The organism is Kitasatospora sp. NPDC036755, from assembly GCF_040636595.1.
Taxonomy (GTDB): domain Bacteria; phylum Actinomycetota; class Actinomycetes; order Streptomycetales; family Streptomycetaceae; genus Kitasatospora.
The window spans coordinates 1-26,600 of sequence record NZ_JBEZUT010000060.1; the positions used below are offsets into that span (position 1 = coordinate 1).

The window sequence follows — 26,600 nt, forward strand, 5'->3', positions numbered from 1 at the left end:
GGTGGCCCCCGCGGGCCTTCCGCCCGGTGCGCCGCCCGGTGCGCCGCCGCCCGGCGTCAGGGGCGCTCCCTGCCGTCCCAGGTGAAGACCGCCGGGCCCTCGCACTCCAGCGCGTGGCGCAGCCGTTCGTGCTCGCTCTCGACCATCGGCGGCAGCTCGTCCAGCCCGAACCAGCCGACGTCCAGCGACTCGTCGTCGTTCACCCGCGCCTCGCCGCCGACCGCCCGACAGCGGAAGGTCAGCACCAGGTACTGCGTCACGTCGCCGTTCGGGTACGTCACCTGCGGCGAGACCGTGGCGGAGGCGAGCAGCTCGGGCACGACCACCACCCCGGTCTCCTCCTCGCACTCGCGCACCACGCCGTCCGCCGGCTGCTCGCCCGGGTCGAGGATGCCGCCCACCGGCGCCCACCGGCCGTCGTCGGCCCGTCGGGCGAGCAGCACCCGGTCGCGGTCGTCGAACACGACGGCGACGACGGCGCTCAGCCAGAGCGGGCGGGTGCCCACGACGGCGCGGAGTTCGGCGAGGAAGGGGGGAATGGCCATGGCCGCAGCCTATCGGGGCGGTTCGGGGCTATCCCGGCGGCTCGGGGTCGGCCCCGCGCGGACGGCCGGCGTCGGACACCCCCGGGCCGGACGCCGGCCCGGCGTCCGGCCCGTTGCCCGGTCCGGCGTCCGGTCCGGCGTCGGGGCGCAGCAGGGCGAGCACGGTCAGCCCGAGGATGCGGAGGTCGAGTCTGAGCGAACGGTGCTCGACGTACCAGAGGTCGAGCTCGGTCCACTCGGGGCGGCCGAGCGGGCGGGGCGTCCGGCTCCGGCTCACCGCCTGCAGTTGGGCCCAGCCGGTGAGGCCGGGCCGGACCGCGAGCCGGCCGCGCTCGCGGCCCGAGCACCGAGACACCTGGTCGGGGCGGACCGGTCGCGGCCCGACCACCCCCATCTCGCCGCGCACCACGTTCCACAGTCGGGGCAGCTCGTTCAGGCCGGTGCGGCGCAGCAGGGCGGCGAGCCGACCGTCCCCGTCGGCCCGGAAGCGCAGGAGCAGGAACTCACGGCCGTGCCGGCCGACCCGGGTCTGCCTCCGGAGGACCGGGCCGTCGGCGGTGCACCGGAGCAGCACGGCGATCAGCAGGGCCAGCGGCAGTGCGACGATCGCGGCCAGGGCGGCGACGGCGAGGTCCCCGGCGCGCCTCATGAGGCGGCCGCGGCACGATCCGGTCTGCCGCCCATCGCTCCCCCTCCACGGCGCTTCGAGACGGAAGAACGCATTCACAGTAGGGGCGACATGAAGCCCTTGTCCGGGAATGGTGAAAGAAGAGGGCCCAAGATTGTCCGACTGGACGATATTAAGTCGGTCTGACCAATTTCGCTCGATCCGCGTTTCGAAATGCCGAAAGCGATCGACGTTACGGGTGGGGGACGAGGCCCGGCCGAACCCGAAAACCGCACGGCCGGTACGTGGAGGAGCCGCGAACAGGTCGGGAACAGGTCGCGAACGGGACTCCGTCAGAGCAGCGCGCGGCGGCGGTCGCGGAACAGACCGAAGGCGATCCGGCCCAGCAGCAGAACGCCGGCGGCCAGACAACCGGCCACCGCCATCGCCCAGGCCGGCCCGTCACTGTCCGGCACGAACACGGCCACCACGATGCCGAGAGCCAGGCAGGCCAGGCCCACCACGGTCAGCGGGAGCTGGTGGGTGACCAGGGCTCCCCCACTGCACGCGCGAGCCATCCGGGAGGCCCCGTGGAGGTGGAAGGGGTCACGGTCCGCATCTGCCATGAGCCCAAGGTACCCCGGGGCGGGGCGGGTGGCAGCCCGCAGGGAGTGAAGGTGTGAACACGCTGCGCGACCGACGGATCCGGGCTGGTCAGGGGCCCGCCGGGGCCGCGCCGAAGTGTGTCCGAGACGTCCGCACCCGCATTCCGGCTCCACAATCAGTCCACGAAAAATCCTCGTCCCCCCGGTACAACCATCCGTCCGGTGCAGCGGTCTCAATGGCATTGAGTGATCCAGGAGCCGTTCGAGGGACGGGTGTGAACCCCCCACCGAGAACAGGAATATCCAGGAGCGGAGCCGCCGCCCCTGGAGTCGGAGGCCGGGCTCCGTCCTCCGGCGGTACCGCCACGCCGCTCGGCGAACGAGGGGGAACCGTGCCGCAGTCCCAGTCCACTACATCGACCTCCATGGCCCGCGCCCGGCCGGCCCCCGGCGTGCGCGCGCTGCCTCCGCCCGTCGGACGGCCCGCGGACGGGCGCGGCACCGGCCGACCCACCGACCATCCGCACGGAGGCCACCTGCACGTCCAATACCTTCACGGCGAGCAGCACCACGGCTCGCACCGGGACGGTGGGGGCCGTCACCGGGCGAGCGTCGACGCGGAACAGCAGGACGCTCGGGGCGAATGGCTGCGGTTCGCCCCCGTCCAGCCGCTGTTCCGGGCCATGGCCGCCCAACGGCTCGCCGTCCTGGCGTACCACGGGGTGACCGACCACCGGTCCTTCGGCGCCCAGCTCGACCGGCTCCGGCGGCTCGCCACACCCGTCTCGCTCGACGCGGTCCTCCGCGCCGTGACCGAGCGGCGGCCACTGCCACCCCGGAGCGTCCTGGTCACCTTCGACGACGCCGACCGGAGCGTGCTCACCCACGCCCTGCCGGCCCTCGACGCCCGGGGCATCCCCGCCACCGCCTTCGTCATCTCGGAGCTCATCGGCACGGAACGGCCGTTCTGGTGGCACGAAGCCGACTTCCTGGCCCGGCACGGGGGCCGGGCCCGGTCGCTCGACTGCGGACACCCCTCCCAGCTGCTCCCCCGGCTCAAGGCCATGCCGGACCCGGACCGCCGACGCAGCCTGCACGAACTACGCGTCAGCGCCGACCGCCGGCCGCCCCGTCAGGAACAGCTGACCCCGGCCGACCTGCTCGCCCTGCGGGACGGCGGTGTGGCGATCGGCAACCACACCCAGGGACACCCGTGCCTCGGGCGCTGCGACGACGACACCGTGCGCGCCGAGATCACCGGCGCCCACGAGGCCCTCACCCGCTGGCTCGGCGAACCGCCGATCGCCTTCGCCTACCCGGACGGCGGCCACGACGTCCGTGCCGAAGCCGTCCTGCAGGAGCTCGGCTACCGCCTCGGCTTCCTTTCCGACCACCGTCTGGGCCCCCGGCTCCCCACCCACCCCCTCCAGATCAGCCGCCTCCAGGTCGACTCCACCACCAGCACCCGCCGCTTCGACACGATCCTCTCGGGCCTGGAACCCGCCTACCGCCGCTGGCGCCGCCAAGCCGTCGCCTGACCTCGGCCGCGCTGCGTGGGAAGTCGGCCGGGCCGGCTTCCCACGCAGCGCAATTCCGTACCGAAGCCCGGCCGGCCGGTTTTCCTGCGCACGACCGGTGAATCCGGGCCGTGACGAGATCGACTCCCCGCGGGCCCCGCGAAGCATCACGCCCGACGAACCGGACACGCCAAAAGCAGCCGGCCCCACTTCCTGCACACACCGCACCCCGGGCCCCCTCCCCATCGCAGCCCCGACCGGCCCCCATCCACGAGGCCCCGCCCCCACGCGAGCTCCCCCAGCGGGCTGGGCCCCGAAACGGCCGCCGCGCGAGAAGTCGGCCGGGCCGACGTCCTGTGCGGGTCCGCAGTCCGGAAGCCCCCCCTCCACGCCGCCCCGGCTCCGGCCCGCAAGGGTGGGGTGACCTGCAGGAGGCACGGCGCGAGAAGTCGGCGGAGTCGACTTTCCGCGCGAAACCGGGAACCACGGCCACCCCAGCGCCCCGCCCGGACCGCCGGGCCAACCGCTCAGCCCCGGGAAGCGGAGCAGCAGCGGCCTGGCCCCGGGCGCCGGCCGCAGCCGTTGGCCTCCGGACGCCCGCAGCAAGCCGATCGAGTCGCCCCTCGCGCGTAGCCGCAGCAGCACGGAAAGTCGGCCAGCCGCATGTCTACTCCCCTCGCAGTGCGCGGCAGGGCCCGCTCGGGCGGGGAGGAGGGGGCACTCGAGGAGGCATACCTTGCGCGAGAAGTCGGCCGGGCCGACTTCCTGTGCGCATCCGTGCGTTTCGCCCTCTCGCAGGGCGTGGCCGTCGGCCTGCTCGGGCAGGGAGGTGGAACCGCGCGAAGCGCACTTGCCTGGAGAGTCGGCCTGACCGGCTTTCCGTGCACGCCGACGTCCCCGCTGAGGCGAGGCGTGACAGCCGTTCGAAGCGAGCGTTGCGCGAGAAGTCGGCCGGGCCGACTTCCGGTGCGGGCGGCCCGGGCGGGCTGGTCAGCCGATGAGGGTGGCGAGGGTGTTGCCCTGGGGGTAGAGGGCGGCGGCCGGGGGGAGGGTGGCGGGGGCGCCGGCGTGGAGGACGGTGAGGGTCCCGGCGCCGGTGCGGGTGGGGTCGGCGACGCGGCGCAGGGCCTGGGCGGCGACGGCGTCGGCGGAGCCGTGCAGGACGAGCCCCGGGGAGGCGGTCCGGGCGACGGCGGCGCGGATGCGGTCGTCGACGAGCTCGTAGTGGGTGCAGCCGAGCACGATGACGTCGGTGCCGGCCGGGGTCCGGGCGGCGGCATCGGCGATGGCGGCGGTGATGGCCTCGTCGTCGCCGTGCTCGACCGCGTCCGCGAGTCCCGGGCAGGCGACCTCGGTGACGTCCGCCGTGCCACCGAAGTCGCGGATCAGCCCGCGTTGGTAGGCGCTGCCGGTGGTGGCGGGGGTGGCCCAGATCGCGACCCGGCCGCCCTGCGCCGCGGCGGGCTTGATCGCCGGAACGGTGCCGATCACCGGCAGCCCTGGCTCCAGTTCGGCCCGCAGGGTGGCGAGCGCGTGCACGGAGGCGGTGTTGCAGGCGATCACCAGCGCGTCGGGTTCGAGCGCGGCGGCGGCCCGGCAGCATCCGAGGGCCAGCTCGGTGACCTCTTCCGGCGTACGCGGTCCCCACGGCATCGAGGCCGGGTCGGAGGAGAGCACCAGATCGGCGTCCGGGCGCAGCTTCCGAAGGGCGGCGGCGGCGGCCAGCAGGCCGATTCCGGAGTCCATCAGTGCGATCTTCACGGGTCAAGACTTTAGTCGATACGCCCGACCGGCCCGCTTCTGCGGCAGACTGCCGGGGTGACCGTCCTGCTGTGGATCGCCGCGTTGTCCCTGCTGGTCTGGCTCTGGCTGGCCTGCTGCCACGGCTCGTTCTGGCGCACCGACGTACGGCTGCCGCCGCGTCGCCCGCCGGTCCGCTGGCCGCAGGCGGCGATCGTGGTGCCGGCCCGGGACGAGGCCCCGGTGCTCCCGGTGAGCCTGCCGTCGCTGCTCGCGCAGAAGTACCCGGGTCGGGCCCGGGTGATCCTGGTGGACGACCACAGTTCGGACGGTACCGGGGCGCTGGCGGCGGAGCTGCGGACGATCGACGGGCTGGAGCTGACCGTCACCACTCCTCCCCCGCTGCCGCCGGGCTGGACCGGCAAGCTGTGGGCGCTGCGGCACGGCGTGGCGCTGGCCGGTCCGGACGTCGAGTACCTGCTGCTGACGGACGCCGACATCGCGCACGGCCCGGATTCGCTGGCCGAGCTGGTGGCCGCGGCCGAGAGCAACGGGCTGGACCTGGTGTCGCAGATGGCCCGGCTGCGGACGGAGACCGGCTGGGAGCGTCTGATCGTGCCGGCCTTCGTGTACTTCTTCGCCCAGCTCTACCCGTTCCGCCGCAGCAACCGTCCGGGTGCCCGGACGGCGGCCGCGGCCGGCGGCTGTTCGCTGGTGCGGCGCGAGGCGCTGGAGCGGGCGGGCGGGGTGGCGGCGATCCGGGGCGCGGTGATCGACGACGTGTCGCTGGCCCGGGCGGTGAAGTCGACCGGCGGCCGGACGTGGCTCGGTCTGGCCGGGGAGGTGGACAGCGTGCGCCCGTACCCGCGGCTGGAGCAGCTGTGGCGGATGGTGTCGCGCAGCGCGTACGCCCAGCTCAGGCACTCGCCGCCGCTGCTGCTCGGGACGGTGCTGGGGCTGGGGCTGGTGTACCTGGTGCCGCCGGTGGCGACGGTGGCCGGCCTGGTGGCGGGGGCGCCGTCGGTGGCGGTGGCGGGCGGGGCGGCGTGGGCGCTGATGGCGGGTACCTACCTGCCGATGGTCCGGTACTACGGGCAGCCGGCCGCGGCCGTGCTGCTGCTGCCCTTCACCGCGGGGCTGTACCTGCTGATGACGGTGGACTCGGCCGTTCAGCACTGGCGCGGCCGGGGTGCGGCGTGGAAGGGCCGGACCTACTCCGGGGCCTGAGAAAGCCCTGCGCGCCGGGCCGCCCCGATCCATACTGCTCGAATGGACCGTCAGCAGATCTCCCGCCTCGCCCATGCCCACCACCCGATCGCGGCCCCGCTGGCGGACGAGTCGGTGGCGCGGCTGCTGGACCGTGCCATGGCCGGGGCGGAGCGGGGCCGGGCCCTCGACCTCGGCTGCAGTGAAGGCGCCTGGCTGCTCCGGGCGTTGGCCGCCGGTCCGGGCTGGCGGGCGGTGGGTGTGGACCTGGACGCCGCGGCCCTGACCCGGGCCAGGGAGGCCGCGACGGCGCTCGGCGTGGTCCGCCGGATCGGCCTGCACCATTCGGACGCCCGGGAGTTCACCGCGAAGGAGCCCTTCGACCTGGTGCTGTGCGTCGGTGCCACCCACGCGTTCGACGGCCTGGCGCCGACGCTCGCCGCGGCCCGTGGACTCCTGGCACCGGGGGGCCGACTGCTGGTCGGCGAAGGGTTCTGGCAGCGTGAACCGTCACGGGCGGCGCTGGACGGACTGGGCGCGGCGCGGGAGGACTTCGCGGATCTGGCGACGACCACCGACCGGGTCCTCGCGGACGGCTGGACGCCGGTGTTCGGGCACGTCAGCACCGAACAGGAGTGGGACGAGTACGAGTTCTCCTGGACGGGCTCGCTGGCCGAGTGGGCGCTGGACCGTCCGGACCACCCGGGGGCCGCGGCCGCCCGGGAGGCCGCGGACCGGCACCGTGCCGGGTGGCTGCACGGCTACCGGGGGACGCTCGGCTTCGTCACGTACCTGCTGCGCCGCGACTGAGCGGCACCGGGCCGAACGCGCCCTCCCGGTCGGCTACTTCTGCGTCCGCTCGAGGAAGTCGTCGATCAGCGGCACGATTTCGGGCAGCTTCTCCTCCAGCGCGAAGTGTCCGGTGTCGAACAGGTGCAGCTCGGCCCCGGGCAGGTCGCGCCGGTAGGCGTGCGCACCGGCCTCGGTGAAGAAGGGGTCGCCCAGCCCCCAGAGGACCAGGGTCCGGCACGCCGCGCTTGTTGGCGATGAACTCCCTTGCCCGGTCGGAGAGTCCCTCCTCGTAGGCGTTGCCGTTCTGGACCACCAGGCCGGTGATCCACTCCGGGTGCCGGGTGGCCAGGCGCAGGCCGACGGGGGCGCCGAAGTCGAAGACGTACAGCGCGAAGCGGTCCAGGCCGAGGGCGAGGCAGAAGCCCTCGATCACGTCGGCGAGGGTGTCGAAACGGTAGGTGAAGTCGTCGGGCGTCGGGCTGTCGCTGTGGCCGAACCCGGGGTAGTCGGGGGCTATCAGGCGGTAGCGGGTGCCGAGCGCGTCGAGCAGCCTGGCGTACTGGCGGGAGGAGGACGGGAAGCCGTGCAGCAGCAGGAGCACGGGGGCGTCGGCCGGTCCGGTTTCGCGGTAGAAGACGCGCAGGCCGTCGACGTCGACGCGGCGATGGTGGACGTGCGAGATCGTCAGCTCGCTCATGTTAACCATTAAACAGCACTTGAAAGGTTAGGCAAGATGCTGTTCGGGCAAACCGCCCGCCAGGCACGGCACATGAGCGAGCTGAACCACTGTCACCGAGAGGATCGGGATCGGGATCGGAATCGGGAGCGCGGGCTCAGTGCTTGTGCGCCCGCTCCTGCTGCACCAGGTGGTCGAGCACCCCGGGCATCGCCTCGACCCCGCCGGCCTGGGTGGGCGAGGTGCGGTACTCGCCCTGGACCACGACCGTCGGCAGCTCGGTGATGCCGTAGCGGGTGAAGGCGGCGGCGGCTTCGTCGACCGACCGCCCGACCTCGCTGGAACGGTACGCCCGGCCGAAGGCCTTGGCGTCGACGCCCTGCCGGGCGGCCCAGTCGGTGGCGGTGGCCTCGGTGGTGACGTCGAGCCCCTCGTTGTGCACCGCGCGGAAGGCGCTGGTCTGGAGGCGGTCGACCAGGCCGAGTTGCTCCAGCGTGAAGTACAGGCGGGCGTGGCCGCGTTGCACGGCCTCCTCCCGGCTGCCGGGCCAGATGGCCGGGATGCGGTACAGCGCGACATCGGCGCTGTGCCTCTGCGCCCAGGCCTGCAGGGGCTGTTCGAGCGCCTGGGAGTGACCGCAGTCGTACCAGAAGAACTCGACCGCCTCGGTCCGGGCGCTCTCGCGGACCGGTTGCGGATGGTCGAGCTTCACGAACTGGTGGCCCCTGGAGGGGGTTTGGTGGGTCATCGCGCCGGCCTGGACGGGGGACGCGGCGATCCCGACGGCGACGGCGAGCAGGACGGTGGACCGCAGCAGCGACTTCGAGTTCACACCGGGCAGTGTGCTGGTGGCGTTTCGTTACCGGCCGGTTGTCGCGGCACGGCCGGGCCGGATTCGCCCGGACGGCGTACCCGGGCCGCGCCCGTGGACGGAACGAAGCGGAACGGGAAGGACGGGGGCGGAACCCGGCCCCAGTCAGCGGTCGGGCTCCGCGCCCGCCGTCCACACCTCGGCGACCAGGTGCTGCCAGGCGTCCACGACGGCCCCCAGCTCGAAGTGCTCCAGCGCGTGCGCCCGGGCCGCCGCGCCGAGCCCCGCCCGGTTGACCGCGAGCACCTTGCCCAGCGCCTCGGCGAGAGCCAGCGGATCCCCCGGGGCGACGAGCGCACCGGTGGCACCGTCCCGGACCACCTCGCGCACCCAGCCGACGTCGGTGGCCACGGCGGGCACCCCGGCCAGTGCCGCCTCGATCAGCGCACCGGGCACGCCCTCGCTGTCGCTGGTCAGCAGCAGGGCGTCGGCGGCGCGGTAGAGCGGGGCCGGGTCGGGCAGCGGGCCGAGGAAGTGGGCGCGGGCGGCGGCCGGGTGGCGGGCCAGGGTCTCGCGCAGCGGCCCGTCCCCGGCGACGGCGAGCCGGACGTCGGGCAGCCGGTCGAGCACGTCGAGGGCGAGGTCGAGCCGCTTCTCCGGGGCTATCGCCCCGATCCAGGCGACCAGCAGCACGTCGGCGGGCAGGCCCAGCGCGTGCCGGGCGGCGCGCCGGTCGTCCCGGCCGTCGGCGGGCGGATAGCTCTCGGCCGCACGGGAGTTGGGGATCACGCGCACCTTGCCGTCGGGCAGCCGGAACTGCTCCTCCAGAACGGCGCGCGCCTCGTCGGTGAGGGTGGTGACAGCGGCCGCGCGGTGCATCAGCGCGCCGCCGCGCACCCGGCGCAACCGGTTGGCGGTCCAGTAGCGCGGGTGGCCGACCGAGACGTAGACGAAGGGCGTCCGGGTCCCGGTCAGCGCGAGGGCGCAGGCGGCCAGGGTGTCCGAGCCGTGGGCGAGCACCACGTCGGCCGCGCGGGCGGCGTGGCGCAGCGCCCGCAGGGTGCTCGGGTGCAGCCGCCCCGGGCCGAGCACCGCGGCGGAGCGCAGCCCGGAGGCGGCGACGGAGCAGTCGACGGGGCTCCGGTCCGCGGGGGCGGGGCCCGCACCGGCGGTGTCCGGGCTCCGGCCCGCGCCGTCCCGGGCCGCGTCGGCGGGACCGGAGTGGACGGCCGGGTGCGGGGCGAGGGCGCACAGTGCGGAGGACTGCCCCCGACGGCCGAGTTCCCGGTGGAGGTCACGGGCGAAGTTCTGTGCGCCGCCACGACGTGAGTCACTGATCAGGTGCAGGACACGCGGACGGTTTCCGGCCGGATCGGCCGACAAATGGTCGGGCATGGACCGACCTTGGCACAGTGCTCCGCCCGGTACATCCCCTTCGCGCAACCTGATGGTGGCCCATCCGCCCGCACTTGTACACCCGATGTGCGCCACGGGGCCGCCGTCGTGCGCCGGATGCGACCGCCGTGCGCCCCGTCTCGCCCCCTGCCGCGCTCCGGTTCACCCCGTCGCGCCGGGTCGGCGCCGCCCCGGGACGGTGCGTGCCGACACCAAGTGGCTCGTCACACCGTCGAGTCGGGCCTTGCGTTCGACCGGCGAAAGGCCGGTGTGCGGAGCGTCCCCGCCCCGCCCGGCCGACGAGCCCGGGGTACCGGGGCCGTTACCCGGTTCGGGTGAACGCGGTTGGACCTCGACCCGGGCCGATCGGCAGGATGTCCAGCCAGGGGCGGCACCCGCCGTGCCGCCCCATCTCCCCCCTCCTCGTACGGATTTGGAGTCACCCGGTGTTCAAGGGATTCCGCAGCTTCCTGCTGCGCGGGAACGTGGTGGACCTCGCGGTCGGCATCGTGATCGGCGCGGCCTTCACCGCCGTCGTCACCGGGTTCGTCAGCGCCTTCCTCACCCCGCTGGTCGGCGTCGCGTCCGGCGCCGTCGGCGACTTCACCCAGAAGACCTTCGACGTGGCCGGCACCCGGTTCCCGTACGGCCTCTTCGTCAACGCGGTCATCGGCTTCGTGCTGACCGCGGCCGTCATCTACTTCGCCGTGGTGCTGCCCGTCGGCAAGCTCCAGGCCCGCTTCGAATCGGCCAAGCCCGTTCCGGCCGCGAAGGTCGACTGCCCGGAGTGCCTCAGCTCCATCCCTGCCGCCGCGACCCGGTGCTCCTTCTGCACCTCCGAGGTCGGCAAGGCGACCCTGCCCGCGCAGGCCCAGGCGCTGCAGTCACACTGACCGCCGGCAGCGGGCCGAGAACGCGCCGGCGCCCGGGCGGCACCGGGCCACACCGGCCCGCACCGGGCCGACAGCGCGGGTCCCGGAATCGAGCCGTGCAGGTCACAGGCTTGAACAGCGCAGATCGCCGACCCGGACGGAACGCCCGGGGAGCTGACGGGGACTTTATTCCCGAAACATTCACGAGCCCTCGCCACCACCCTGGCGGGGGCTCGAACGCGCCCGCGCACGCCCTGTCCGGAAAAAGTTTCTCCGCAGGGCCCCCGACCGTCCACCGGCCGGTCACCGCAAGGCCTCCCAGGCCCTCCGTCCGGCCGTTGTTCGATCACTGACGGGGCGCCAAGGTTGTCCGGAACCGGACGCCGGAATGTCCGGCTTTCCTACTTTCGAAACCTTTGTGCGAGCGAAGACTGTGTAAACACTCGAACTGCTCCCCCTCCCGCTCTCCTCAGCAGGCGCGTTGTGGGCTTACCGTATGCCCCATGACCTCGCCCCGCTCCTACGACGGAGTCGGCTACCCCTCTCCGTCCTTCTCCTCCGGCACGCCGATCTACGACAGCCTCGTGGCTGAGCGCGGTGTCCCCCAGATCGCACCCATCAACGTGCCGGCCGCCCTGCCGCCGGCGCTGTCCCCCGGGTACGGATCCGGCCCCAACCCCTCCTACGAGAACCGCTACGGCAACGGCTACGAAAGCGCAGGCAGCAACCTCCCCGCGCTGCCGCCCGCCCGCCTCGCCCTGGGCCCCGGCCCGAGCAGCGGTCCCTCCACCGGCCCCGCCACGGCGTACATCCCCGCGCAGCCCGCGCCGGCGTACGCCGCCCCGCAGCCGCCGGTCCCCGGCTACGGCGCCCCCCAGCCGTACCAGCGCCAGCAGCCCGCCTCCCCGGCCTTCGGCCAGAGCTCCGGCAGCGGCTACCAGCCGACCGGCGGCCAGAGCTTCGGCGGCCAGAACACCTTCATCGGTGCCCAGGGCGGCCCGCAGACCTTCGGCGCGCAGCCGGCCGGTGGCCCGGGCGGTTTCGGCCAGGGCCAGCCCGGCGGGCCGCAGAGCCTCGGCGGCCAGCAGTCCTTCGGTGGTCCGGCCGCCGGCGGTCCCGGCTTCCAGGGCCAGGGCGGCGGCGAACAGCCCTTCGGCGGCGCCCAGCTGCGCCCGGCCATGGCGCCGGTCGCACCGGTCCGCCCGATGCAGCCGCAGCGCCCCGGCCCGTACGGCGAGTCCGGGCAGTTCCAGGGTGGTTACCAGTCGCAGGGCCAGGGCTACTGAACCACTGACACCCCTGGGCCGTACCCCCACGCGGCTCGAACCCGCACCACCTGAGCACCACCCGGCGCCCCGAGCGCCGGGCGAACGGAGAAACGGGTCATCCACGGACCGCCCGGCACGCCCCCCACGGCGTACCGGGCGGTCCGTGCGCGTACCGGGCCGTCGCGCAGGAAGCCTTCCGAGCCGAGGCCTTCGCGAACCGGGCCGTCCCCGCAGGGGCCTGCCCAGGTGGGCTTTCCCAGGTCGGGGTCTGCCCGGGCGGGGGGCTTCGTGGGCGGGGGCCTGCCCGGGCGGGGGCCTTCGCGGGCGGGCCGGGGGAGGCTGGCAGGATGGGGGGATGCAGCTCACCGGACTCCACGTCTACCCCGTCAAGTCGATGTACCGCCTGAGCCCGGACACCGCCGTGGTCCAGCCCTGGGGCCTGGCCGGAGACCGCCGCTGGATGCTCGCCGATCAGACCGGCCGCTTCGTCAGCCAGCGCGAGAACGCGGCCCTCGGACAGATCCGCGCCGGCCTGCTGCCCGACGGCGTCCTCACCCTGACCGCCCCCGACGGCTCCCGGATCGAGGTCCCCGCCCCCGCCGTCACGGCCGGCGACCCGCTCGCCGACGTCGAGGTCTGGGGCACCCGCTTCCGCGCCGCCGAGGCCGCGAAGGAGGCGCACCAGTGGATCGCCGAACACCTCGGCGACTACCGCCTGGTGCACCTGGACGACCCCCGCGCCCGGCCGGTCGACCCCGAGTTCGGCGAGGCCGGCGGCAGCGTCTCGATGGCCGACGGCTTCCCGCTGCTGCTCACCACCACCGCCTCCCTGGACCGGCTCAACGAGCTGATCGCCGCCGAGAACCCGGACGGCCACGAGACCCTGCCGATGGAACGTTTCCGCCCGAACGTGGTGGTCGGCGGCGCCGAGCCGTGGGCCGAGGACACCTGGCGCCGGATCCGGATCGGCTCGGTCGCCTTCAAGGTGGTCAAGCCCTGCGGCCGCTGCGTGATCACCACCACCGACCAGGAGACCGGCGAGCGGCGGGGCAAGGAGCCGCTGCGCACTCTGGCCCGGCACCACCGGCTGCTGCGCAAGGCCGCGTTCGGACAGAACCTGATCCCCGAGCGGCCGGCCGACGTCGAGGGCGACGCGCTCGGCACGCTGCGGTTGGGCGACGAGGTCGAGGTGCTGGAGGACGGGGCGCACTGGCCCGCCGACGGGCACTGACCGCGACCTGCCGGTGCGGGCCACCCGGTGCGGGCCCGCCCGCACCGGCCATCCGGCACCGGCCATCCGGCATCGACTGCCCGGTGCCGGCTGCCCGGTGCCGACCGTTCGCTCCGGACGGCGGGGCGCATCGGAGCACCCACCGCCGCAGGAGGGGCCCCGCGCTCCGAAACCGGCGCGCCCCGGACGGAACCACCGCTGTGCGTGCTCGTTGAAACAAGTGGTCGGAACCTGTGGCAGCACTGAGCGCTACCGGTGTCCGCGCGACCGCGGGCGGCCGGACCACCCACGTGGGCGCGCTACGGTGGGCGGACGGCCCGCGCACCCCCGCGCGTTCGGCCCGTTGATCGCCGGCTCGACGAAGGTGGGGACGACAGACCGTCATGGCTGAGCACAGGGTCCGGGTCACCCAGGACAGCGCATCCCGCTGGCGTCGCCGCGCGGGCGAGTACGACACGCTCGCGGAGGCCCTGGCCGCCGCCGAACCGGGCGACACCGTGACCGTCCGTCCGGGCACCTTCCGGGAGAACGTCCTGCTGGACAAGCCGGTGACGATCGTCCCGGCCCAGGGCCCGGGAACGGTCCGGATCGACCCGCCCTCCGGGGTGGCCCTCACCGTGACCGCCGCCGCCACCGTGCGCGACCTGGTGGTCGAGGGCGGCGACAGCTCCACCCCGGCCGTCCTGGTCACCGGGCCGGAGGCGACCCCGTCCTTCAGCGGCTGCCGGGTCGAGACCCGCTCGGCCACCGGGATCGAGGTCACCGGCGGCGCCCGGCCGACCCTGCGCGGCTGTGTGGTCACCAACCCGGGCGGGCTCGGGCTGCGGCTGCGCGGCGCCGACACCGCCGCCGCCTTCGAGGACTGCGAGGTCGCCGCCGCCGGCCAGGCCGGACTGGCCGTCCTCGGCGGCGCCACCGCCGCCCTGGAACGCTGCCGCGTCCACCACGCCTCCGGCGCCGGTGTCCTGCTCTCCGACCCCGGCAGCGCGGCCGAGCTGACCGGCTGCGAGATCTACGAGATCCGCGGCAGCGGCGTGCAGGCCGAGGCGCAGGCGGGCGGGCGGCTGGTCGACTGCGAGATCCACCGGGTCACCGGCAACGGCCTGACCCTGGACGGCGAGGCCGAGCTGGTGCTCACCGGCTGCCGGGTGCACGACCTGCCCGAGAACGGCGCCGACCTGCGCGGACGCGCCCGGCTGAGCCTCGCGAACAGCACCGTCCGGGACTTCGGGCGCGGGGCGCTGTCGGTCTGGGACCAGGGCACCGAGGCCGTCGCCGAGTCCTGCCAGATCCACGGCTCGACCGGCGAGTACCCGGCGCTGTGGGTCAGCGACGGCGCCCGGCTGACCCTCACCGACTGCTCACTGCACGACCTGCCGGACGCCCTGTTCGTCCTCGACCGGGACTCCGCCGCCACCGCCGAAGGCTGCTCGTTCAGCCGAATCCGCAGCTCGGCGGTCTCGGTCAGCGGCGGGGCCACCGTCTCCCTGGCCTCCTGCCGGGTCCAGGAGGCGGGCACCGGGCTCTGGTTCCGCGACCACGGCAGCGGCGGACTGCTCACCGACTGCGAGATCTCCGACGTGGCCACCGGCGTGATCGTCACCAAGGGCGCCGACCCCGTGCTGCGCGACTGCACCGTACGGGCCAGCACGGACGCCGGGGTGTACGTCTCGGCGCAGGGGCGGGGCACCTTCGAGGACTGCCGGGTCTCCCAGGGCAAGGGCTTCGGCTTCCACATCATCGACGGCTGCCGGACCCAGCTCACCCGGTGCAGGGCGGAGCACAACCAGCGGGCGGGCTTCGAGTTCTCCGAACCGGGGCCGGTCACCGAGGGGTGCATCTCGGACGACGTCGCGGCCGCACCGGTGCCGGCCGCTCCCGGACCGCCCGGTGGCGGCGCCGGGCCGGGGACCGGAGTCGGGCGCGGTCCGGCGCTGGGGCCGTCCTTCGGATCCACCGACGTACCGGCGCCGCGGACGGCCCAACTGACCGCGGCCGCACCGCTCGCACCGTCCGCGGCCGCTTCGTCGGCGATCGCGCCGATCCCGGACTGCCGGCCCGCCGACGAGGCGCTCGCCGAACTGGACTCGCTGGTCGGGCTGGCCACGGTGAAGCAGGAGGTGCGCACCCTGATCGACCTGATCTCGGTCGGCCGGCGCCGCCGTCAGGCCGGGCTCAAGGCGCCCTCGCTGCGCCGCCACCTGGTCTTCACCGGGGCACCGGGCACCGGCAAGACGACCGTGGCCCGGCTCTACGGCGAGATCCTCGCCTCGCTCGGCGTGCTCCAGCGCGGGCACCTGGTCGAGGTGGCCCGGGTGGACCTGGTCGGCGAGCACATCGGCTCCACGGCGATCCGCACCGCGGCCGCCTTCGACCGGGCTCGCGGCGGAGTGCTCTTCATCGACGAGGCGTACGCGCTCGCGCCCGAGGACGGGGCGCGGGACTTCGGGCGCGAGGCGATCGACACCCTGGTCAAGCTGATGGAGGACCACCGGGACGAGGTGGTCGTCATCGTGGCGGGCTACACCGCCGAGATGGAGCGCTTCCTCTCCGCCAACCCCGGTGTCTCGTCACGATTCTCACGCACCATCAGCTTCCCCGACTACACCGCGGACGAGCTGCTGGAGATCGCCCGGGCACAGTGCGCCGAACACGAGTACGCGCTCTCGGAGGACACGGAGAAGGCCCTGCTGGAGCACTTCGGCGGACTGGAGCGCGGCCCCAACTTTGGCAACGGGCGCACCGCGCGGCAGGTCTTCGAGACCATGGTCGAGCGACACGCGGTCCGGGTCGCCCACCTCGCAGACCCGTCCACGGAGGAACTCCAGCTGCTCGTTCCGGCGGACCTGCCGACGGCGTCGCTGCCGTAGCACCGCGGGCGGGGAACTCGGCTGCGGCGCGGGGCCGTTCGGACGGGCACGGGAGTTCTGCTGCCGGGCGCGGCGGGCGGGTTGCTGCTGCCGGCCGGACTGGTCGTGGTGCTCTTCCTCGGCGCGGTGGTGCGGCGGGCGACGGCGAACGGGTGACGAATGACAGCTGACAGATGACAGACTCTGAAATCTGTCAGCTGTCAGCTGTTCGCCGTCAGCTGTCAGTTGTTCGCCGTCGGCCGCCATCCGCCCCGTCAGCCCGCCCCGTCAGCCCGCCCAGGCGCCGCCGGCCAGGAAGGACTCCAGCGCCGCCCGGTAGGGCGCGATGTCGATCCGCTCGCCCGCCAGCCAGTCGTCCGAGTAGTACTTGTCCAGGTAGCGGTCCCCCGGATCACAGATCAGACCGACCACGCTGCCCGTCCGCCCGGCCTCCCGCATCTCCGCGACGATCCGCAGCGCGCTCCACAGGCCCGTCCCGGTGGAGGCCCCCGCCTTCTTGCCGAGCACCTGCTCCAGCACCCGCACCGCGGCGATCGACGCGGCGTCCGGCACCTTCATCATCCGGTCGATCGACCCCGGGACGAAGCTCGGCTCCATGCGCGGCCGCCCGATGCCCTCGATCCGCGAGCCGCTCTCGCAGAGGGCGTCCGGGTCGTGGTGCACCCAGCCGTCGAAGAAACAGGAGTTCTCCGGGTCCGCGACGCAGATCCGGGTGTCGTACTGCATGTAGTGCACGTACCGGGCGATGGTCGCCGAGGTGCCGCCGGTGCCGGCGGTGGCCACGATCCAGGCCGGCTCGGGGTGCGGCTCCAGGCGCAGCTGGGCGAAGACGGACTCGGCGATGTTGTTGTTGCCGCGCCAGTCGGTGGCCCGCTCCGCGTAGGTGAACTGGTCCATGTAGTGCCCGCCGGTCTCCTCGGCGAGCCGGGCGGAGGCCTCGTACACCTCGTCGGAACGCTCGACCAGGTGGCACTCTCCGCCGTGGAACTGGATCAGGTCGATCTTGGCCTGGCTGGTGCTCTTGGCCATCACCGCGATGAACGGCACGCCGACGAGCTGGGCGAAGTACGCCTCGGAGACGGCGGTCGAGCCGCTGGAGGCCTCGATCACCGGCTTGCCCGGCCGGATCCAGCCGTTGCAGAGCCCGTAGAGGAAGAGCGAGCGGGCCAGCCGGTGCTTGAGCGAGCCGGTCGGATGGGTGGACTCGTCCTTGAGGTAGAGGTCGATCCCCCACTCCGCGGGCAGCGGGAAGCGGAGCAGGTGGGTGTCGGCGGAGCGGTTGGCGTCGGCCTGGACCTTGCGCACCGCCTCCTTGAGCCAGGCTCGGTACTCCGGGTCGGAGCGGTCGACGTCACCGGTCGGCTGGATGCCCGGCTGGATGCTCATGGTCGCTGTCTCCCTCGTGGTGACCCCCCGCTGGTCACTACGAGTGTACGAGAGTCACGATAAGTGACTTTTTTCGATGGCCCAGCTTCCGCTTATCGCCGTCAGGCCCGGTCGCCGCCATCGGGGCAGGACCCGCGCCGTCAGGGCAGGACCGGCACCGACTGCGGATCCGCCAGGTACGGCCCCCAGCCCAGCTCGGCCGCTCCCGCGAGCGCGCCGTGCGCCAGCTCCGCGCCGACGATCGGCACCCGCCCGCTGCGCCCCCACAGGCTGCGCTCGGCGACCACCGACCGCAGCCGGTCGGGCGCGGCCTCCAGCAGGTGGAGGTGCAGTCCGCTGAGGACCACCCGGTCAGGATTGAGGATGTTGGCGACGCCCGCCAGGCCGAGCCCGAGGCGGTCGATGACGTGCTCCACCGCCGCCCGCGCCCGGTCGTCCGTCGCGGCCGCCCGGCACAGCTCGCCGGCCTGGTCGAGCAGCGGGCGCCCCGGCTCCGGGGTGAGTCCGGCGGCCGCGAACAGCGCGTCGGGGTCGGTCTCGGAGTTGAGGCAGCCCCGGTTGCCGCACACGCACGGCCGGCCCTGCGGATCGACGGTCAGGTGGCCGACCTCCAGGGCGAGGCCGGCGCTGCCGGTGTGCAGGTGCCCGTCGATGACCAGCGCGCCGCCGACGCCGCGGTGGCCGGAGGTGACGAAGAGCAGGTGGCGGGCACCGCGACCGGCGCCGTGCCGGTACTCGGCGAGCGCGGCCAGGTTGGCGTCGTTGGCGATCGCGGTGGGCAGCGGGCGCAGCGCGTTCGGGCCGTGGTCGGCGCGTCCGACCTCGACGTCGTAGAGGTCGGCGACCGGGGTTCCGCTGGGCCAGGCGAAGTGCAGCGCGGCGAGGGCGGTGCCGTCCGGCTCGGTGACCGGGTTGGGCAGCGCGAGCGCGGCGCCCAGGCAGCGGCGGTCGGTCGCGCGGGCGAGCTCGGCGCCGGCCACCGCGACGGCACGCAGCATCCGGACCGGGTCGGTGGCGGCGGGCAGCGGCAGGTGGACGGGTGGGTCGAGCAGTCCGCCGAGGCCGGCCAGGGTGACGCTCAGTCCGTCGGCATGGATCTGGCCGGCGACCACGACCGGACCCTGCGGGTCGATCGCGAGCCGGTGCGACGGGCGGCCGCGACCGCCACCGGCCGGGCGCGAGTCCACGGTGATCAGGCCGAGCGCCTCCAGTTCGGCGGTGACCGCACCGGCGGTGGCCCGGGTGACGTCCAGGGCGCGGGTGAGTGCCGAGCGGGTCGGCGTCTGGCCGGTGTGGATCAGGGAGAGCGCCGGGCCGAGCAGCGTCCGGCCCCGGTCGGGAGCCGCGCGACGGTGGCTGTCGCGCTGCGCGTCGGAGTCGTTCCCGCTACCGGGCCTCGGGCTTGATGGTGAGAGCTGCACGCCCCTATTGTGACTTTGTGTCGCTTCGAAACAAAATCGGTTCACGCACTCGTCCCGACCAATCCTCCCCCCAGTCTCGCAGCACACCCCCGGTGGCCGACAGCCCCTGGGGTCCTGCACGTGTCGCCCTCACCGCGTTCTTCGCCGTCGACGGCTTCCTCTTCGCCGCCTGGGTCGTCCGCATCCCGGATGTCCGCAGCCAGGTCGACGCCTCGCACAGCTCCCTCGGACTCGCCCTGCTCTGCCTGTCCATAGGCGCCGTCCTCACCATGCCGATGATCGGCCGGCTCTGCCTTCGGTACGGCTCGCGCCCGGTGACCGTCGGCTCGCTCGCCCTGCTCAGCCTCGCCGTACTGCTCCCCGCACACGCCCACTCGGTCGCCGCCCTCGGCGGGGTGCTGCTGCTGTTCGGCGCCGGGTACGGCGGGGCCAACGTCGCGATGAACAGCGCCGCCGTCGACCTGGTGGCGCAGCTGCGACGGCCCGTGATGCCCAGCTTCCACGCCGGATACAGCTTCGGCGGGCTGGTCGGCACCGGCGTCAGCGGGCTGCTCGCCGGCCCGCTGAGCACCGCGTGGGCGCTCGCGCTCAGCGCGGTGCTGGGCATGGCCGTCACCGTCGGCGCGGGCATCGTCCTGCTGCGCAGCCCGGCGGCGGCGCCGGTCGGGCCGGACCGGGCTGACCGGGCTGACCGGGCTGACCGCTCGACGGGGCCGGCCGACGCCGGGGGCCCGGACGCGGGCTCGGCCCGCATCCGGACCCGACTGCTCGTACTGCTGCTCGGCCTCACCGCGCTCTGCACCGCGTACGGCGAGGGTGCGATCGCCGACTGGGCCACGCTCCACCTCACCGACGACGTGCGGGCGAGCTCCGTGGTGGCCGCCACCGGATACGGCGCGTACGCCTTCGCGATGGCCGGCGGACGGGTCGGCGGCACCTGGCTGTCCATCAGGCTCGGCCAGGACCGGCTGATGCTGCTCGGCGGGCTGACGGCGGCGGCCGGCATGCTGATCGCCGCCCTGGCGCCGGCGGTGCCGGTGGCGATCTGCGGGTTCGTGCTCGTCGGCCTCGGCCTGGCCAACCTCTTTCCGCTCGCCATCGCCCGGGCCGGGGCGGCGGGCGGGCCGCAGGGCGTCGCGTTCGCCTCCTCGCTCGGCTACGGAGGGATGCTGATCGGCCCAGTGGTGATCGGCTTCCTCGCCGACGCGGCCGGGCTGCCACTGGCCCTCACCACGGTCGCGCTCGCGGCCACCGTGGCGGCACTCCTGCCGCTGACGGTCGGGCGCCGGACGACGGACGACCGGTGACGGGCTGACAGCCGACGGGCGACGGGCGACGGGCGACAACGGACAGACGACAACAGACAGATGACGGATGACAGATGATGAAATCTGTCATCTGTTATCCGTCATCCGCCATGTGACAGGATGCGGGGCCATGACGACCAGCGAACGCTTCCAGGTAATGCGGGCGAGCGAACGTCCGGCGACGGCGTGGCTCAACGGGGGCGGGGTGACCAGGGAGGTCGCCGGATTCCCGGCCGGAGCCGGGCTGGACGCCTTCGACTGGCGGGTCAGCCTGGCGGACGTCGCCACCGCCGGGCCGTTCTCCCCGTTCCCCGGGATCGACCGGGTGATCACCCTGGTCGAGGGCGCCGGCATGGTGCTCACCGTCGACGGCGTCGAGCAGCCGGTCGACATCCCGCTCCGGCCGTTCGCCTTCTCCGGTGACGCCACCACCGACTGCCGGTTGTCGGCCGGCCCGGTGGTGGACTTCAACGTGATGACGCGCCGCGGGCGGATCGAGGCCACGGTGGACCTGACCGCCGCAGCCGATACGGCCGTCCCGGTCGACGTCTGGGACGGGAGCACCGCCCTCCTGGTCTGCCTCGCCGGGACGGCCGCCGTCGACGGCGTGGAACTCGCCCGTTACGACGCCGCGTTGCTCGACACTCCGGGCACGTACGAGGTGCGGCCGAAGGGCACCACCGCCGTCGTCACCTTCCGCACCATGCCCTGACAAGCGACGAGCCCGCGAACCTGCGGGACCGACGCGCCCGCGACCCGCGCGCCGGCGAAGGACGGTGCTCCCGCCCCGGGGTGGGAGCACCGCCGCCGCGTCACCCGCAGAACACCGGCGTGGCGTGGGCCGGGTCCAGGGCGTTGGTCACCAGGTGCAGCACCGTCGGCGAGAACGCGACCCCGACGTGTTCCACCAGCGAGATCGGGCAGTGCTGCTGCACCACCTCGTTGTCGACGTCCGGCCCGCTGAGGAACTGGGTGCGCCACGGGGTGACGACCTCGTCGAGCACCGTCGAGACCACCGTGTAGCTCACGCCCGGCACGGTGTCCGGCCGGGAGGCCATCAGCTTGTTGAAGTCGGAGCCCACCGCCTGATCCCGGCAGGCCTGGCAGAGCGTGAAGACGACGTCCGCGACGCCCGGGAAGTACGGCAGCAGGTTGGTGATGCCGTCGAGCGTCGTGCCGTGGTTGGACGGCGCCAGCCCGACCATCCGGCCGACCTTGGCCCCGCCGCCGAGGAACTTGAGGTAGTAGTTCGGCATCATGCCGCCCTGCGAGTGCCCGACGATGTCGACCTTGGCGGCGCCGGTCGCGGTCCGCACCAGGTCGACGAACCGGCCGAGTTGGGCCGCCGACTCGGGCACCGGCCCGAGGCCGCCGATCGGCAGCAGCAGGCCGCTGCCGCTGGAGGTGACGCCGGGAACGGTCCCGTAGTCGAGGGCGAAGACGCAGTACCCCAGGCTCTTCAGCAGCGGAGAGAGCACCAGCCAGTTCTCGTACCGGTTGGCGAAGGTGCCGTGCACCAGGACGACCGGGTCGGGGTGTGCCGTGCTCGGCCGGCAGGTCCAGTCGTTGGCGCCGGGCGGCGAGGCCACCGTGTCGCCGTCCGGCGGGAGTTCGGCCGCGGCACCGGCCCCCGCGGGCGCGGCGGCGACGGGCGCGTCGACGGGAGCAGTGCCGACGCGCGCGGCGCCGACGGGAGCGGTGACCGACGGGGACGGAGCCGCGCCCGCCGGCGACGCGGTCGCGCCGACCAGCAGCGCCCCGGCCAGCAGCAGCACGCCCAGCGCGCCACCGCCCCTGCCGAGTCCGGGAGTTGCGGAGAAGCGGAGAAGTGGGGTTCTCAACTGTTGCCTCCACGGCGGAAGTTTGTTACCAACAGGTAACCCGAGGGCTCCATCATGCGGTCGCCCCTCCGGCCCGGCCCTTGGGCGTTTCCCAGACCTGGACGGTGTTCTCTGTGACCGGTCACAACGCACCCCACTGCCCGCCCCCGAACGCCTCCCCCGACACCTCCCCGCACACTTCTCCGAACGCCTCTCCGAGCGCCTCCTCGCACACCTCCGACCGCGCGCCGGACTGGCGCGTCCCGGTGGTCGGTGGGATCCCGGCCGATCAGCGACTGCTCGGTGGTGCACGGGAGTTGGCCGAGACCGTGGTCGCCGCGCTGCTGGAGAGGGTACCGGTCTACCGCCGGCTGCCCCGCGAACAACTCGCCGGCGAGCTGACCCGGGACACCGAGCGCCGCATCCGCGCCCTCGCCCACACCGTGCGGACCGGACTCCCCGCCGCCGCCGAGGAGTACGCCGCCGTCCGGGCGGCCGCCGCCCGGCGCGCCGAGGAGGGCCTTCCGCTGGACGCCGTCCTGCTCGCCCACCACCTCGGACTGGAGACCTGCTGGGAGTTCGCCACGAGGCACGCCCGGGACGGCGACGCCGCCGACCTGCTCGTCCTCAACCGGCTGCTGCTCGACCAGCTCCGCCGGGTCGCCACCGCCGCGGGGGCCGGATACCTGGACGGCCGCCGCCCGAGCGCCGACCGGCGGGGCTCGGCCAGGCACTCCCTGCTCGGCGCGCTGCTCGCGGGCACCCCCGCCGACGAGGCCGCCGGCCGTGCCGGGCTCCGGCTGCCCACCGGGTACGCCGTACTCTGCCTGGCTCTCGCCGACCACCCCGACGAGCACTCCCCCGGCGTCGACCCGGGCATCGCCGCCCTCCGCAAGCTCCGCCGGTTCGAGGCCGAACTCGACCACCGCACCCGGCAGTCGGCGCTCACCGCGCTCACCCCCACGGGTGGCCTGGTGCTCGTCCCGTTCGGACCGCCACCCGGCCCGAACCGGACCGGCGCCGACGAGGACCGCACCGGCGGGAAGCGCAGCAACGAGCACAACAACGACGGACAGGGCGCCGACGGACAGGGCGCCGACGAACAGGGCGGCGGCGAACAGGGCGGCGACGGGCACGGCGCCGACGAACCGCCTTGGCCCCGCATCGCCGCCACCCTCGCCGCGGCGGCCCGGGCGTCCGGCGCCCCGGTCCTGGCCGGAGCCGCCTCGGCCGCCCCCGCCGAAGTGCCCGGCGCGGCCGCCCTCGCCTATGAAGTCCTCGACGTGGCGCGGGCGTTCGGCCGACCACCCGGCCTGCACCGACTGGACGACGTCCTGCTGGAGTACCAGCTCACCCGCCCCAGCCAGGCCCGTTCCCGGCTCGCCGCACTGCTCGAACCCCTCGCCGAATTCGGGGAGTTGCTCATCACCCTGCACACCCATCTGGCCGGCGGCCTGAACCGCCGGCTCACCGCGAGCGCCCTGCACCTGCATCCGAACACCGTCGACTACCGGTTGCGCCGGATCGCCGCGCTGACCGGCCTGGATCCCGCGCGCCCCGCCGACGTCCCGCGGATCACCGCCGCCATCGCCGCCCGCACCGCCGAACAGGCCGCCACTGGCCACCGACAGCCGTAGGCCGGCCGACGCCCCCGCGGCCGGACGGAACGGACCGGGCGCGGAGGCTCAGCCCTGTTCCCCCGGCAGCCTCAGGTCCCAGCCGACCAGGGCCCGCAGCTGCTCCGCGGTCACGCCGTCCGGCACCGGCTGCGGCGCGTCGTGGCGCAGCGGCGGCTGCCAGCCCTCCTCCTCCGTCCAGCGGCGCACCACCTTGGCCGGCGCCCCGGCGACCACGCTGTGGTCGGGCACCTCACCGCGCACCACGGCCCCGGCCGCGACCACCACGTTGCGGCCGATCCGCGCCCCGGGCAGGATCACCGCGCCGGTGCCGATCCAGCTGCCCGCACCGATCTCCACCGGTTCGTTGCGCGGCCACTGCTTGCCGATCGGCAGCTCGGTGTCCCGGTACTCGTGCGCCTGGTCGCTGATGTACACGCCCGGCCCCGTCCACACGTCGTCGCCGATGACGATCGACTGGTGACCGACGATGTGGCTGTCCCGGCCGATCACGCAGCCGCCGCCGATCCGCACGATCGGCTCCGGCCCGAGGTCCAGCCCGGGCAGGAACCCGGCGCTGATGGTGACCCGCTCACCGATGATCGAGAACGGCCCGACCGTGATCCACTGCTCGTTGAAGACGGCCCCGAGCGGGAAGCTGAACGTCGTGCCGTCCCCCAGCTCGCCGAACCGGTACGGCCCCGGGTTGCGGTTGGTGACCGCGCCGATCCGCTGCACCCAGCGCCAACCCCGGTGGACGAGGCGCCCGGCGGCGCGGCGACCACCGGTCCTGACGGCTGAGACGAGGGTGCGGGTTATCGGCATGCGCTCACGTTACCGGCCCGTAGCGTGCGCCCGTCCGTCGGGAGGCACCCGCGGGAAACGGCCGCGGGCACACCCCCGGGAGCCGCCCCCGCACGGCGGCCACGAGGACATCGGCCACGCGCCCTCGCGGACACGCGCGATCCGGCCCGGAGGAAGGTCCGAAATCCGCGACCGGCGGTCGGCCCCCGGTGGGAGACTCCGTCCCATGGAGATCACCGAGCACATCGACGCGCTGCATCTGGAGGGCACCCGGCTCGCCGAGGCCGCGGCCCGCACCGAGCGGTCCGCCCCCGTACCGACCTGCCCGGAGTGGCAGCTGGCGGACCTGCTGCGACACGTCGGCCACGTCCACCGCTGGGCGGGCGCCATCGTCTCCCGGGGCCTGCGGGCGCCGCTGGACGAGGCGGGCGCGCGGGCCGCCATCGGCCCGGTGCCCCCGGACGCCGCACTGCTCGACTGGTACCGCGAGGGCCACGCCGCCCTGGTGGACATCCTCACCGCGGCGCCCGCCGACCTCGAGTGCTGGAGCTTCCTGCCGGCACCCGCTCCACTGGCCTTCTGGGCCCGCCGACAGGCACACGAGACCGCCGTTCACCGCCACGACGCCGACGCCGCCGCCGGGGTGCCCGGTCCGGTCGTGGACACCGCCCTCGCCCTGGACGGCGTCGACGAACTGGTGCGCGGCTTCATGACGGGCAGCCGCTCGATCCTGCGCAGCGACCGGCTGCGCACCCTCCAGCTCCGGGCCACCGACGGGGCCGGCTCCTGGCGGCTGACGATCACCCAGGAGGCGCCGGCCGTCACCACCGGCGAGACCTCCGCGCCGGCGGACCTCACCGTCACCGGCCCCGCCCACGAGCTCTACCTGCTGCTCTGGAACCGGCTCTCCGCCGAGCGGGCCGGAGGGATCAAGGCCGTCGGTGACCAGGACCTGCTCGGCCTCTGGAGCGACGCCGCGGCGGTCCGCTGGTAGTGACCGGTAGTGGCGCCGACGCGGATGAGCGCCCGTGACGCCCGGGGGCGGCGACGCCCCCGGGCGAACCCCCGCGCCCCGGGGCAATCCGCCACCGGCCGCCGCGCCCGGCCCTCCGCGACCGCGCCGCCGTCCCGCCGTCAGCGCACCCAGCGCGCGGGCCGCTTCTCCAGGAACGACCGCATCCCCTCCTGCGCCTCCTCCGAGCCGAAGAGCCGCGCCGACAGCTCCACCAGCTCGTCCGCGTCCCGCTCGAAGGAGCGCACCACCTCGGCGTTGGCCAGCCGCTTGGACTCCGCCAGTCCCTGCGGGGAGCCCAGACGCAGCGCGTCCAGCAGTCCCTTCAGCACCGTGCCGGTGGACTCGGCGGAGTCGGCGGCGCTGGTGATCAGCCCGATCCGGGCGGCCTCGGCGGCGTCGAAGACCTCACCGGTGAGGTAGTAGCGGGAGGCGGCACGCGGGTCCAGCTTCGGGCGCAGCGGCAGCGAGATGACGGCGGGGGCGAGGCCGAGCCGCACCTCGGTGAAGGCGAAGGTCGAGGCCGGTCCGGCGACCGCGAGGTCCGCCGCGCCGACCAGGCCCAGGCCGCCCGCCCGGACGTGCCCGTCGATCACGGCGATCACCGGCTTCGCGCAGTCCACGATCGCCCGCTGGAGCTCGACCAGGCCGCGCGGGCCGACCGTCGGGTCCGCTCCGGTCGCCTCGGAGAGGTCGGCGCCCGCGCAGAACACCTTGCCGGTGTGCCCGAGCACCACGGCGCGGACCTCCGGGTCGGCCGCGGCGGAGGCCAGTCCGGCGTGCAGCTCGGCCATCAGCCGGGTGGAGAGCGCGTTGCGGTTGTGCGGCGAGTCGAGGGTGAGCGTGGTGACGGCGTCGGCGGTGCTGACGTGGACGAGGGGCGCTGCGCTGGTCATCGGCGGGGCCTGCCTTCCGGCTGAGGGTGGGTCGGACAGCGGGTGCGGTCCGGGAGGTGCCCGGACGACGCCCGGACGACTCTGGCACGCCCACCCGCCCCTCGGCCAGAGCGGACCGGCGCCGAACCCGGCACCGGCCCGGCGCCGCACCCCGCACCCAACCGGTGCCGCCCGCAACCCCGAACCGGCGCCCTACCCCGCAC

At 74.4% G+C, this 26,600-nt stretch carries 23 protein-coding genes; 11 read left to right on the plus strand and 12 right to left on the minus strand.

All coding sequences use genetic code 11. The annotated features are described in order from the left end of the window. Positions 1 to 56: 56 nt before the first annotated feature. The 3 genes from AB0E96_RS11980 to AB0E96_RS11990 all read right to left on the minus strand — a co-directional run bounded on the left by AB0E96_RS11980 (position 57) and on the right by AB0E96_RS11990 (position 1,778). Positions 57 to 545 carry an NUDIX domain-containing protein gene (locus tag AB0E96_RS11980; protein ID WP_359821725.1) on the minus strand — a complete coding sequence of 163 codons (489 nt, stop codon included), beginning with the start codon at positions 543 to 545 and terminating at the stop codon, positions 57 to 59. A gap of 28 nt (positions 546 to 573) precedes the next feature. Further along, positions 574 to 1,194 carry a sugar transferase gene (locus tag AB0E96_RS11985; protein ID WP_359821727.1) on the minus strand — a complete coding sequence of 207 codons (621 nt, stop codon included), beginning with the start codon at positions 1,192 to 1,194 and terminating at the stop codon, positions 574 to 576. 311 nt (positions 1,195 to 1,505) lie between these two features. Next, complete coding sequence (locus tag AB0E96_RS11990) at positions 1,506 to 1,778, minus strand: hypothetical protein (protein WP_359821730.1); 273 nt, start codon at positions 1,776 to 1,778, stop codon at positions 1,506 to 1,508. Between the two features lie 371 nt (positions 1,779 to 2,149). On the opposite strand from AB0E96_RS11990, the gene AB0E96_RS11995 reads away from it, so the two are divergent. Then, the gene (locus AB0E96_RS11995; protein ID WP_359821733.1) at positions 2,150 to 3,295 is read left to right on the plus strand and encodes a polysaccharide deacetylase family protein; all 1,146 of its coding nucleotides are present in this window, start codon (positions 2,150 to 2,152) and stop codon (positions 3,293 to 3,295) included. A 969-nt stretch (positions 3,296 to 4,264) separates the two neighbouring features. On the opposite strand, the gene AB0E96_RS12000 is transcribed toward AB0E96_RS11995, so the two are convergent. Next, entirely contained in the window at positions 4,265 to 5,035 is a 771-nt protein-coding gene (locus AB0E96_RS12000) for an aspartate/glutamate racemase family protein (protein WP_359821736.1), read from the minus strand. A gap of 57 nt (positions 5,036 to 5,092) precedes the next feature. Between AB0E96_RS12000 and AB0E96_RS12005 the strand changes: the two genes are divergently transcribed. Beyond that, positions 5,093 to 6,241, plus strand: coding sequence for a glycosyltransferase (locus AB0E96_RS12005; RefSeq protein ID WP_359821739.1), 1,149 nt, complete (start codon positions 5,093 to 5,095; stop codon positions 6,239 to 6,241). Positions 6,242 to 6,283: 42 nt separating this feature from the next. Then, positions 6,284 to 7,030: a class I SAM-dependent methyltransferase gene (locus AB0E96_RS12010; RefSeq protein WP_359821742.1), complete on the plus strand. Its 747-nt coding sequence runs from the start codon at positions 6,284 to 6,286 to the stop codon at positions 7,028 to 7,030. Here the strand turns inward: AB0E96_RS12010 and AB0E96_RS12015 are convergent. From AB0E96_RS12015 to AB0E96_RS12025, 3 genes are all read right to left on the minus strand, one after another. After that, a complete protein-coding gene (locus AB0E96_RS12015; protein ID WP_359821745.1) occupies positions 7,005 to 7,709 on the minus strand; it encodes an alpha/beta fold hydrolase in 705 nt (234 codons plus the stop codon). The genes AB0E96_RS12010 and AB0E96_RS12015 overlap by 26 nt on opposite strands. Before the next feature lie 136 nt (positions 7,710 to 7,845). Continuing rightward, positions 7,846 to 8,520: a thiol:disulfide interchange protein DsbA/DsbL gene (locus tag AB0E96_RS12020; protein WP_359821748.1), complete on the minus strand. Its 675-nt coding sequence runs from the start codon at positions 8,518 to 8,520 to the stop codon at positions 7,846 to 7,848. A 144-nt stretch (positions 8,521 to 8,664) separates the two neighbouring features. Next, positions 8,665 to 9,894: a glycosyltransferase family 4 protein gene (locus AB0E96_RS12025; protein WP_359821751.1), complete on the minus strand. Its 1,230-nt coding sequence runs from the start codon at positions 9,892 to 9,894 to the stop codon at positions 8,665 to 8,667. 446 nt (positions 9,895 to 10,340) lie between these two features. Here AB0E96_RS12025 and mscL point away from each other — a divergent pair, with 446 nt between their 5' ends. The 4 genes from mscL to AB0E96_RS12045 all read left to right on the plus strand — a co-directional run bounded on the left by mscL (position 10,341) and on the right by AB0E96_RS12045 (position 16,135). Further along, positions 10,341 to 10,787, plus strand: a complete 447-nt coding sequence (gene mscL, locus AB0E96_RS12030; protein WP_359821754.1) for a large conductance mechanosensitive channel protein MscL — start codon at positions 10,341 to 10,343, stop codon at positions 10,785 to 10,787. A 482-nt stretch (positions 10,788 to 11,269) separates the two neighbouring features. Continuing rightward, positions 11,270 to 12,052 (plus strand): DUF6643 family protein, encoded by a 783-nt coding sequence (locus AB0E96_RS12035; protein ID WP_359821757.1) that lies wholly within the window; start codon positions 11,270 to 11,272, stop codon positions 12,050 to 12,052. A gap of 337 nt (positions 12,053 to 12,389) precedes the next feature. Beyond that, complete coding sequence (locus AB0E96_RS12040) at positions 12,390 to 13,265, plus strand: MOSC N-terminal beta barrel domain-containing protein (protein WP_359821759.1); 876 nt, start codon at positions 12,390 to 12,392, stop codon at positions 13,263 to 13,265. A 383-nt stretch (positions 13,266 to 13,648) separates the two neighbouring features. Beyond that, the gene (locus AB0E96_RS12045; protein ID WP_359821762.1) at positions 13,649 to 16,135 is read left to right on the plus strand and encodes a right-handed parallel beta-helix repeat-containing protein; all 2,487 of its coding nucleotides are present in this window, start codon (positions 13,649 to 13,651) and stop codon (positions 16,133 to 16,135) included. Between the two features lie 267 nt (positions 16,136 to 16,402). Here the strand turns inward: AB0E96_RS12045 and AB0E96_RS12050 are convergent, their stop codons facing one another. Both AB0E96_RS12050 and AB0E96_RS12055 read right to left on the minus strand, forming a co-directional pair. Then, on the minus strand, positions 16,403 to 17,521 hold the full coding sequence (locus AB0E96_RS12050) for a PLP-dependent cysteine synthase family protein (protein WP_359821764.1): 1,119 nt from the start codon (positions 17,519 to 17,521) through the stop codon (positions 16,403 to 16,405). Between the two features lie 140 nt (positions 17,522 to 17,661). Next, positions 17,662 to 18,843, minus strand: coding sequence for an ROK family protein (locus AB0E96_RS12055; RefSeq protein ID WP_359821790.1), 1,182 nt, complete (start codon positions 18,841 to 18,843; stop codon positions 17,662 to 17,664). A 191-nt stretch (positions 18,844 to 19,034) separates the two neighbouring features. Here AB0E96_RS12055 and AB0E96_RS12060 point away from each other — a divergent pair, with 191 nt between their 5' ends. Further along, positions 19,035 to 20,249, plus strand: a complete 1,215-nt coding sequence (locus AB0E96_RS12060; protein WP_359821767.1) for an MFS transporter — start codon at positions 19,035 to 19,037, stop codon at positions 20,247 to 20,249. Between the two features lie 130 nt (positions 20,250 to 20,379). After that, positions 20,380 to 20,961, plus strand: a complete 582-nt coding sequence (locus AB0E96_RS12065; protein ID WP_359821769.1) for a HutD family protein — start codon at positions 20,380 to 20,382, stop codon at positions 20,959 to 20,961. 100 nt (positions 20,962 to 21,061) lie between these two features. Here the strand turns inward: AB0E96_RS12065 and AB0E96_RS12070 are convergent, their stop codons facing one another. Then, positions 21,062 to 22,090, minus strand: coding sequence for an alpha/beta fold hydrolase (locus AB0E96_RS12070; protein ID WP_359821772.1), 1,029 nt, complete (start codon positions 22,088 to 22,090; stop codon positions 21,062 to 21,064). A 113-nt stretch (positions 22,091 to 22,203) separates the two neighbouring features. Here AB0E96_RS12070 and AB0E96_RS12075 point away from each other — a divergent pair, with 113 nt between their 5' ends. Further along, entirely contained in the window at positions 22,204 to 23,706 is a 1,503-nt protein-coding gene (locus AB0E96_RS12075) for a helix-turn-helix domain-containing protein (protein ID WP_359821774.1), read from the plus strand. Positions 23,707 to 23,754: 48 nt separating this feature from the next. On the opposite strand, the gene AB0E96_RS12080 is transcribed toward AB0E96_RS12075, so the two are convergent. Then, positions 23,755 to 24,510 carry a DapH/DapD/GlmU-related protein gene (locus AB0E96_RS12080; RefSeq protein WP_359821777.1) on the minus strand — a complete coding sequence of 252 codons (756 nt, stop codon included), beginning with the start codon at positions 24,508 to 24,510 and terminating at the stop codon, positions 23,755 to 23,757. Between the two features lie 205 nt (positions 24,511 to 24,715). On the opposite strand from AB0E96_RS12080, the gene AB0E96_RS12085 reads away from it, so the two are divergent. Next, positions 24,716 to 25,483: a maleylpyruvate isomerase family mycothiol-dependent enzyme gene (locus AB0E96_RS12085; RefSeq protein WP_359821779.1), complete on the plus strand. Its 768-nt coding sequence runs from the start codon at positions 24,716 to 24,718 to the stop codon at positions 25,481 to 25,483. Positions 25,484 to 25,623: 140 nt separating this feature from the next. On the opposite strand, the gene AB0E96_RS12090 is transcribed toward AB0E96_RS12085, so the two are convergent. Continuing rightward, positions 25,624 to 26,397, minus strand: a complete 774-nt coding sequence (locus AB0E96_RS12090; RefSeq protein ID WP_359821781.1) for an enoyl-CoA hydratase family protein — start codon at positions 26,395 to 26,397, stop codon at positions 25,624 to 25,626. Positions 26,398 to 26,600 lie beyond the last annotated feature (203 nt).

Excerpts from the sequence above, each read along its gene's own strand:
- AB0E96_RS12040 (WP_359821759.1), top strand. The coding sequence starts at position 12,390 with ATGCAGCTCACCGGACTCCACGTCTACCCCGTCAAGTCGATGTACCGC.
- AB0E96_RS11990 (WP_359821730.1), bottom strand. The coding sequence starts at position 1,778 with ATGGCAGATGCGGACCGTGACCCCTTCCACCTCCACGGGGCCTCCCGG.
- AB0E96_RS12015 (WP_359821745.1), bottom strand. The coding sequence starts at position 7,709 with ATGAGCGAGCTGACGATCTCGCACGTCCACCATCGCCGCGTCGACGTC.
- AB0E96_RS12090 (WP_359821781.1), bottom strand. The coding sequence starts at position 26,397 with ATGACCAGCGCAGCGCCCCTCGTCCACGTCAGCACCGCCGACGCCGTC.
- AB0E96_RS11980 (WP_359821725.1), bottom strand. The coding sequence starts at position 545 with ATGGCCATTCCCCCCTTCCTCGCCGAACTCCGCGCCGTCGTGGGCACC.
- AB0E96_RS11985 (WP_359821727.1), bottom strand. The coding sequence starts at position 1,194 with ATGAGGCGCGCCGGGGACCTCGCCGTCGCCGCCCTGGCCGCGATCGTC.
- AB0E96_RS12050 (WP_359821764.1), bottom strand. The coding sequence starts at position 17,521 with ATGAGCATCCAGCCGGGCATCCAGCCGACCGGTGACGTCGACCGCTCC.
- AB0E96_RS12080 (WP_359821777.1), bottom strand. The coding sequence starts at position 24,510 with ATGCCGATAACCCGCACCCTCGTCTCAGCCGTCAGGACCGGTGGTCGC.
- AB0E96_RS12025 (WP_359821751.1), bottom strand. The coding sequence starts at position 9,894 with ATGCCCGACCATTTGTCGGCCGATCCGGCCGGAAACCGTCCGCGTGTC.
- AB0E96_RS12085 (WP_359821779.1), top strand. The coding sequence starts at position 24,716 with ATGGAGATCACCGAGCACATCGACGCGCTGCATCTGGAGGGCACCCGG.
- AB0E96_RS12035 (WP_359821757.1), top strand. The coding sequence starts at position 11,270 with ATGACCTCGCCCCGCTCCTACGACGGAGTCGGCTACCCCTCTCCGTCC.
- AB0E96_RS12010 (WP_359821742.1), top strand. The coding sequence starts at position 6,284 with ATGGACCGTCAGCAGATCTCCCGCCTCGCCCATGCCCACCACCCGATC.
- AB0E96_RS12045 (WP_359821762.1), top strand. The coding sequence starts at position 13,649 with ATGGCTGAGCACAGGGTCCGGGTCACCCAGGACAGCGCATCCCGCTGG.
- AB0E96_RS12065 (WP_359821769.1), top strand. The coding sequence starts at position 20,380 with ATGACGACCAGCGAACGCTTCCAGGTAATGCGGGCGAGCGAACGTCCG.